The sequence below is a fragment of the Enterococcus sp. 3H8_DIV0648 genome, assembly GCF_002140655.1.
GTDB lineage: Bacteria > Bacillota > Bacilli > Lactobacillales > Enterococcaceae > Enterococcus_A > Enterococcus_A hulanensis.
The window spans coordinates 3571824-3580449 of sequence record NZ_NGLG01000001.1; the positions used below are offsets into that span (position 1 = coordinate 3571824).

At 39.2% G+C, this 8626-nt stretch carries 5 protein-coding genes; 3 read left to right on the forward strand and 2 right to left on the reverse strand.

The annotated features are described in order from the left end of the window. Window positions 1-36 precede the first annotated feature (36 nt). Complete coding sequence (locus A5875_RS16250) at window positions 37-1437, forward strand: glutamate decarboxylase (protein ID WP_088934556.1); 1401 nt, start codon at window positions 37-39, stop codon at window positions 1435-1437. Between the two features lie 245 nt (window positions 1438-1682). On the opposite strand, the gene A5875_RS16255 is transcribed toward A5875_RS16250, so the two are convergent. Further along, entirely contained in the window at window positions 1683-3158 is a 1476-nt protein-coding gene (locus tag A5875_RS16255) for a helix-turn-helix domain-containing protein (protein WP_088934557.1), read from the reverse strand. Window positions 3159-3797: 639 nt separating this feature from the next. Between A5875_RS16255 and pflB the strand changes: the two genes are divergently transcribed. After that, window positions 3798-6095, forward strand: a complete 2298-nt coding sequence (gene pflB / locus A5875_RS16260) for a formate C-acetyltransferase (protein ID WP_088934558.1) — start codon at window positions 3798-3800, stop codon at window positions 6093-6095. Between the two features lie 181 nt (window positions 6096-6276). Next, window positions 6277-7689, forward strand: a complete 1413-nt coding sequence (locus A5875_RS16265; protein WP_254911883.1) for a L,D-transpeptidase — start codon at window positions 6277-6279, stop codon at window positions 7687-7689. Window positions 7690-7732: 43 nt separating this feature from the next. Here the strand turns inward: A5875_RS16265 and A5875_RS16270 are convergent, their stop codons facing one another. Further along, window positions 7733-8389, reverse strand: a complete 657-nt coding sequence (locus A5875_RS16270) for a Crp/Fnr family transcriptional regulator (RefSeq protein WP_088934711.1) — start codon at window positions 8387-8389, stop codon at window positions 7733-7735. Between the last annotated feature and the right edge of the window lie 237 nt (window positions 8390-8626).

Genomic DNA, 8626 nt, shown 5'->3' on the forward strand with positions numbered 1-8626 from the left:
AGATAAAGTAAACGAACTATTTAGGAGGATATACACATGTTATATGGAAAAGAAAATCGCGATGAAGCAGAATATTTAGAACCAATCTTTGGTTCAGAAAGTGAACAAGTTGATCTGCCGAAATATAAATTGAATCAAGCATCCATTGAACCTCGGGTAGCCTATCAATTGGTCCAAGATGAGATGCTGGATGAAGGCAACGCTCGTTTAAACTTAGCAACCTTCTGTCAAACCTACATGGAACCAGAAGCAGTTAAATTAATGAGTCAAACGCTAGAAAAAAATGCCATTGATAAATCAGAATATCCCCGCACGACTGAAATCGAAAATCGCTGCGTGAATATGATCGCTGATCTTTGGAATGCCAATGAAAAGGAAAAATTTATGGGAACCTCAACGATTGGTTCTTCAGAAGCGTGTATGCTGGGCGGCATGGCGATGAAGTTTGCTTGGCGAAAACGCGCGGAAAAATTGGGCTTAGATCTTAATGCTAAAAAACCTAATTTAGTCATTTCTTCTGGTTATCAAGTTTGCTGGGAAAAATTTTGTGTTTATTGGGATGTTGAAATGCGTGAAGTACCGCTGGATCAAGAACACATGTCGATCAATTTAGATCAGGTAATGGATTATGTCGATGAATATACGATCGGAATCGTCGGGATCATGGGGATCACTTACACAGGTCGTTATGATGATATTAAAGGCTTGAATGATTTAGTCGAAGAATATAATAAGCAAACAGACTACAAGGTCTATATCCATGTGGATGCTGCTTCCGGCGGCTTTTATGCGCCTTTCACTGAACCTGAACTTGTTTGGGATTTCCGCCTAAAAAATGTTATCTCGATCAATTCCTCAGGTCACAAATATGGCTTAGTATACCCTGGTGTGGGTTGGGTTTTATGGCGTGACCAACAATATTTGCCAAAGGAACTGATCTTCAAAGTCAGCTATCTAGGCGGTGAGCTGCCAACCATGGCGATCAATTTCTCTCATAGTGCGGCACAATTGATTGGTCAATATTATAATTTCGTTCGTTACGGTTTTGATGGGTATAAAGCCATTCATGAACGTACACATAACGTAGCGCTGTATTTGGCTAAAGCCATCGAAGAAACCGGCTTGTTTGAAATCGTTAATGATGGTTCACAATTACCAATTGTTTGCTACAAATTGAAAAAGGATGTCTCTCGTGAATGGACCTTATATGATTTAGCGGACCGTTTATTGATGAAGGGGTGGCAGGTACCAGCTTATCCGCTTCCTAAAAATTTGGATCAAGAAATCATCCAACGTTTAGTTATTCGTGCTGACTTTGGCATGAACATGGCCTGTGATTATGTTCAAGACATGCAAGAAGCAATTGACGCTTTGAATCAAGCACACTTGGTATATCATGAAAAACCAGAAATCAAAACTTATGGATTTACTCACTAAGAAGAAGCCTGAAAGGACCTTATCCTTTCAGGCTTTTTTCGACCATAAAGTAAGTATAAAATTTTCAGATGAATAAATCGCTTTGTAGCGGGTATATCCATGTCTGGCTTCACGAACTAGCTTTTCTACACAAGTTCCGCATACAGTTGCTGCTAAATTAGCATTAAGCAGAACTAGCATATCGGCAATAAGCAAAAATATTTCGAAATTTGAGAAGCAATTTAGAAATATTTTGGTCTTATTGCTCAAAAGCTGAGCGAGTTCGCGAAGCCTTTCTTACTGGGGCGAAGAATCTGATTGATCGCTATGCAGGTTTCATCAATCGTTTTTAGGGACACAGGAAAAATCAAGGTATTCTCGCTGCCTAAATCTGCTTGATACAAGGCAGTGTCACAAACGATGACTCGTCTTGAACAGAAAAAGACATCGTCAACGACCTCATCCAGCGTATTATAAATCATGTTGCTGATAACAAAATGATCATCCAGCAGAGTCTCCAGTTGTTTTCGATAATATAAAAAGTTGAAGTCAGAAGGAGCGACGATATACAACTCAATATTTTCATCGAAGGTCGTTCTGTGCAAGAGATCCAGGATCAAGGTCATTTTACGAATGAGATTCGTATTCCAATGAATCGTTGTTTGTCCAACAGCCGACCATTTGTCTAAGATCGTTTGGATGGTTTGGTAGAGTTCCAGCTGATCCTTGTCCAAGAGATAAATCAAGTCAGGCTGGAAGAGCTGCATGTCTGCCCAAGTAGAACGGATAAAAGGTAAAAAGGCTTTTTTCAAGAGCAGTTCATTTTCTGGCGAAATATTTAAAGAAGAGCGCAATTCCTGCAGCAGCTTCTCGATTTCAGGGTATCGCTGGATGTGGTTTTGATAGACAACTTCAAAATCCTTTTGCAGCAGCTCCAAATTATTGCAAAGATAGTTCCTGGCGTTGAAGAGAGAATAAACATAAAATAATTCTTCTTCATTTGCGCAAATAGTCGAATCTAAGGTTTTAATACCTTCTTGCAATAATCTGAATAGAGGCGTTTGCCGAGCGCTTGCCTTTTCTTCTTCAGAAAACTGAAGGGTGGAATGTCTCGCCCGCTGAGTGCCGAGTTGAATCCCTAAAATAATAATCTCCCGCTCGCTAGTGGGATAGTCCCGTGCAAAAAAATGATCCTCTACATAATCGATCAATTTTCCTGCGGCAGCTGCGACAACTTTATTAAAGGGGATGGCAGAACGATCACCCGTATACCTTGCGATCGCTAAAAATAAATACCGAAGATCTTTTTCCCGCGGCTTGATCTGGCGGTCTTGCTGTAAACAGCCCAGTTCCTCGGCAAAAGCAAAAATGTCTGCTCGAATCTGATAAATCTTACTAGTAGAAAGAAACTCCTTTTCAGCAATTTCGGACCAATGGGTATTTCCGATTAAGTAATCGTTCAAGACTCGTAGAAAGTCAGAACGGCGATAGATCCGCTGAGTCAATTCCAATAAAGAATAGGTCGGATCAAAGGAAACGCTGCAGGTATTTCTGTTTTTTTCAAATGTCGTGATCTCTCGAGTGAAGGATTCTCTCAATACTTCGAGATCATTCGTGATCGTAACCGTGCAGACATTCAATCGTTCAGCCATTGTCTGCAATTCAATTTCTTTTTTTTGATACAACTGCTGACAAAGGTAAACTTGGCGAAAAATATTTTTCTCGATATACCTTTCTAACATAAAGTACCTCCCTAATTAAAAAAACACATATGTTTGATATTGTATACCAACTTAATTAGTTTGGATATTTTTAACTGGAACAATTCGCCATTTTTTTAGACATAAAGATAAAATAATTAAGAGGGACGTTCAAAAAACAACTAGCTAACAATTTTAAAATAAATTTAATCATTTTTAATTAATAATTATTCTAGCAAGTCGAAATCTTGAAGGCATGGCCATTGAGTGCGGGCAGCAACTATTTGATAACAACGAAAAACCATTTTGTTGAATTAAAAAGAACTATTTAGAATAATGAGAATAAAATTTTTTTTCGATTGCTTTTTTTCTATTATGAGAGTTTGAAGGGAGAGATTTTTCACAAGCTGGACTGTATCAGTCCTCTGTTTTTCACTAAATGCAGGAGAAGGAAATGTATATTAGTGAGCAAATGTTGCTATCAAGTAGAAACTGTCATTATCAATTACATTATCTGTTATAGTGAAAAGTGTAACAGGAGGTTGTCGACAATAAGAGAATTATCATTATTTTAAAAGGATTTATGAAGATGTGAAGCCAAAAAAGCCCTTTCTTAAAACAGATTCCTTTGTTATAATCATTTTAAGTTATTATGAAACTATTTAACAAAGGAGCGCGCATATGGAAACTACAACAATCAAAAAAACTGTAGAACAAACAAAGAACCCTTGGGAAGGTTTTAACGAAGGACGCTGGCAGCATGAAGTGAACACCCTAGACTTCATCAAACGCAACTACACAGAATACAAAGGTGACGACAGCTTCTTAGAAGGTGCAGCACCAAGTACTGAAAAACTGTGGGATAAGTTACAAGAACTTTTTGAAGTGCAGCACAAAAAGAATGGCGTATATGATATGGATACTAATATTCCAGCGACAATCACTTCTCATGAGCCTGGCTATTTGATCAAGGAAGAAGAAAAAATCGTTGGTTTGCAAACAGATGTACCTTTGAAGCAAGCATTCATGCCTTTTGGCGGAATCAACATGGCCAATAAAGCGTTGGAATCAAATGGTTACGAAGTAGACGATGACATGTCATTCATTTTCAACAAATGGCGCAAAACTCATAACCAAGGTGTGTTTGATGCTTATACAGATGAAATGCGTTTAGCTCGTAAAAATAAAATCATCACTGGGTTACCTGATGCTTATGGACGTGGACGGATTATCGGTGACTATCGTCGTGTTCCGTTATACGGAATTGATTTCTTAATGAAAGAAAAGAAAAAAGATTGGAAAAATGTCGGCAGCAAAGTTATGACTAACGACGTGATCCAATTACGTGAAGAAGTTTCTGAACAATATCGTGCTTTAGCAGATATGAAAGAAATGGCCGCAAGCTATGGCTATGATATTTCAAAACCTGCAGCAAATGCTCAAGAAGCGATCCAATGGTTATACTTCGGTTACCTTGCAGCAATCAAATCACAAAATGGTGCTGCGATGTCAATCGGCCGTATCTCTGCTTTCTTGGATATCTATATCCAACGTGATTTAGACAACGGCTTGATTACTGAATTTGAAGCACAAGAAATGATCGATCATTTGATCATGAAATTACGTATGGTGAAATTTGCTCGGACTCCTGAGTACAACCAATTATTCTCTGGTTACCCAATTTGGGCAACCTTGTCATTAGCGGGTATGAACATGGATGGTTCTTCATTAGTTACGAAGAATGACTTCCGTATCTTACACACATTGACGAACATGGGCCCTTCACCAGAACCAAACTTGACTGTTTTATATTCTTCACATTTACCAGAAGGCTTCAGAACTTACGCAGCGAAGGTTGCGAAACAAAGTTCTTCGATCCAATTGGAAAATGACGATCTATTACGTCAATACTGGGGATCAGATGATGCAGCGATCGCTTGTTGTGTATCTGCGACAGTAATCGGTAAAGATATGCAATTCTTCGGTGCTCGTGCCAACTTGGCTAAAGCAGTGCTTTACGCGATCAACGGCGGTGTCGATGAAATGACTAAGATGCAAGTTGCTCCGCGTTTCCGTCCATTAGAAGGCGAAAGCATTGACTTTGATCAATTCATGGACAGCTACAAAGATGTTTTAGATTGGTTAGCAGAATTATATGTAAATACGCTGAATGTGATTCATTACATGCATGACAAATATGCTTATGAAGCACCACAATTAGCTTTGATGGATACAGACTTGAAACGGACCTTTGCAACAGGGATCGCTGGGATTTCTCATGCGACCGACTCATTGATGGCGATCAAACACGGAAACGTGAAAGTGATCCGCGATGAAGACGGCTTGGCAATCGACTATGTTCCGCAAAATGAGTTCCCAACTTACGGAAATGACAACGATGAAGCGGACGAAATGGCAAACTGGATTCTTGAGTACTTCATGACTCAAATCAAACGTCAGCACACTTACCGTGAATCAACACCAACATTGTCATTATTGACGATCACTTCTAATGTTGTTTACGGAAAAAATACTGGGAATACACCAGATGGACGTCGTGCCGGCAAACCATTGGCACCAGGTGCGAACCCAAGTTATCAAGATGGTAAATTCTTAGGTGAGAAAAATGGGCTATTGGCTTCATTGAACTCAACAGCGAAATTGAACTACTCTTGCGCACAAGATGGTATCTCTGATACGCAAACGATCAATCCAGGAGCATTAGGCCGTACGGATGACGAAGCGATGCAAGTAGATAACCTGCGCCAAGTTTTAGATGGCTACTTTGATAAAGGCGGCTACCACTTGAACGTCAATGTCTTTGGTCGTGAACTATTAGAAGAAATGGACAAAGATATCGACAATCCGAAATATGCGAACTTTACGATCCGTGTATCAGGTTATGCCGTGAAATTCCGTGACTTAACAGCGGAACAACGTCGTGATGTTATTTCACGTACCGACCACACGAAAATGTAAAAATAATTTTAATTTTAGCAAAATAGATTTTTTAGAAGATTCTGAGGCTCATATTTGAGCTTCAGAATCTTTTTTGTACCAAAAATGTTAAAAAATATTAATAATTATGATTGAAGAATAAAAAAAGTGTTATTTGATTTATAATATGGGTAATTATCGGGCTTAATAAAGTGGGTGATAGGTGTTGGAGGAGCATGAAAATCGAGTAGTGCTGCGGATTGTTGGTGTTGTTGCGGGGGCAATGACCTTTTTTATGCTGATTTTCTTATATTTTGGTTCACATTTTTACTTTGGGTCAACTGTCGCGAATGTCGCTGTTGGCGGCTTATCAGTGAATAAGGCAGAAGAAAAAATTCGGCAAGAAACAAAACAGGTGGAGATTCAATTGAAGGGTGAGAACCAAACCGTCCAATTGCAGCTGACTTCACCGTATCAGATTGATACTGACTATTTGAAGAAAAATATTCGCAGAGGAGAGTTCAGCCTGCCGTTTAAAAAGGGGGCAAAAGAAAATTTGGTCCAAGCGATCAATTCGGCCACTTTTCTTGGGGGAAAAGCTGCAAAGGATGCGAAGATCATCTATGCGGAAAATAAGTTTCGGATTGAGCCGGAAAAAAGCGGGACGATGGTTGATTCAATTCGTATTCGCAAAGAACTCTGCGCAGCATTTGATGAAGGAACATTACAAACAGAATATGATTTAGCCGATTTTTATCGTGAGCCGGAAATCAGAGCGAAGGAACTAGAGCAGAAAAATGTTCCACAGAAGCTGGAGGAGATCAGAAAACGCGGGATTAAATTAAGGCTGAACAAAAAAACGATTCCTTTGACGGAACAAATGCTGGCGGCATCTGTCGATGATCAGGGGAATTTCGATCAGGCTTCGATCACTGAGTGGGTAGCGGATTTGGAGCGGGAATATTCGACCATCTATCAATCGGTTGATTTTACCAATATCCATGGGCAGCATTTGCGCTACAAAAATGTTGGAAATTATGGCTGGTTCATTGATATCGAACAGTCTGTCAAAAAAATCGTTAAAGAATTGAAGAATCCCGATACTAAAACAATTCAGCTGGTATTAAAAGGCGACACGAAAAAACAACCGCTGCATGTAACCAAAAATTATATCGAGGTTGATTTAGACAATCAAAAAATGTACTGCTTTGATAAAGGGAAGCTGGTCGTTGAGACTGACGTGATTACAGGGCGATATAATAAGGGGACAGCAACGGTACCAGGTTTCCATACTATTATGGATAAACGGCGGAATGTCGATTTAAGCGGCGTTCTGACGACGGGAGACGGCACTTATAACGTTCCGGTAGATTATTGGCTGCCGCTTTTAAGTTATGGACAGACGATCACGGAGATCGGACTGCATGACACGGATCATAAATTGCAATATTTTGGTCAGCCGGGTGCCTATCTGACCGATTTGGGAAGCTATGGCTGTGTGAATACACCGAAAGCGCAGGTCGCTCAAATTTACGAGTATAGTTATATCGGGATGCCAGTATTTATCTATGGGCATATTTATGATGATGCACCGGGAGAGTTTGATAAGCCGGTCGAATATGGAACGGAAATCTAAAAAAAGCTCCAGCCGAGTAATTTTCTTGGCTGGAGCTTTTGATTTAGAAAATAATATTGTCTTTGATCAATTCGACGTTTTTAATAAAAATTTTTCGATCGATCATTTTGATCGCGCCGCAGCTTTTCAAATCATGCATGATACGGCTGACGCTGCTGGCGGCATTGATACCGCAGAAATGAGCGATTTCTTCATTCGTTACGACAAAATCAATTAAGACGCCCTCTTGAAATTCAACACCGAATTTATCGTACAGATCATAAATCTGGGTACAGACGGCACCGAACTTGCCGTTCATCAGCATTTGCTGGGTTCGCTTCATTGATTTAAGCAACCGTTCGCGGTAATAGTTTTTAACGTAGATTTGCAGTTCAAAATTTTGATTGATGTCTTTCCAAAATTCGACCCGATCGATTTGATAAAGCTCGGCCTTTTCGGATTCGACGCGAATATTAAAGGGGGCATCGATAAATTGAGAGTATTCATCCTTTAACAATGATACTACTTCGAGATCATTGATGTATTCCAAATTGAATTCGCGCCCATCTTTGGAGATGACACTGGTCTTGATGACGCCGCTTTTCAAAATGTAAACATGGTGGTCTTGAATTCCTTCGTAGAGTAGATATTTCTTATACTCTTTAGTTACGATCGGGAATTTTTTTTGTTTTAAGTAGTCTGTTAAAGCTGTATTGTCCAATTTTCCGTGATTCCTTCCGTGATTTGCTGAAATTTTCATTGCTATTTTATCATAAGTGGGCGGGTATTTTAGTCAAAAGTATGTTTAAAAAAGATACTAACAAATGTTAATGCCTTTTTTGAATAAAAATTTTCAAAGTCATTTCTCATTATGAAAGCTGATTTCCAGCTTTTTTTTTATCCGTATAATCAATCAAGTAAGCCAAACAAACTCAATAATATGAAAAAATGTCAGTCT

Coding starts and splice junctions, on each gene's coding strand:
- pflB (WP_088934558.1), top strand. CDS start 3,798: ATGGAAACTACAACAATCAAAAAAACTGTAGAACAAACAAAGAACCCT.
- A5875_RS16250 (WP_088934556.1), top strand. CDS start 37: ATGTTATATGGAAAAGAAAATCGCGATGAAGCAGAATATTTAGAACCA.
- A5875_RS16255 (WP_088934557.1), bottom strand. CDS start 3,158: ATGTTAGAAAGGTATATCGAGAAAAATATTTTTCGCCAAGTTTACCTT.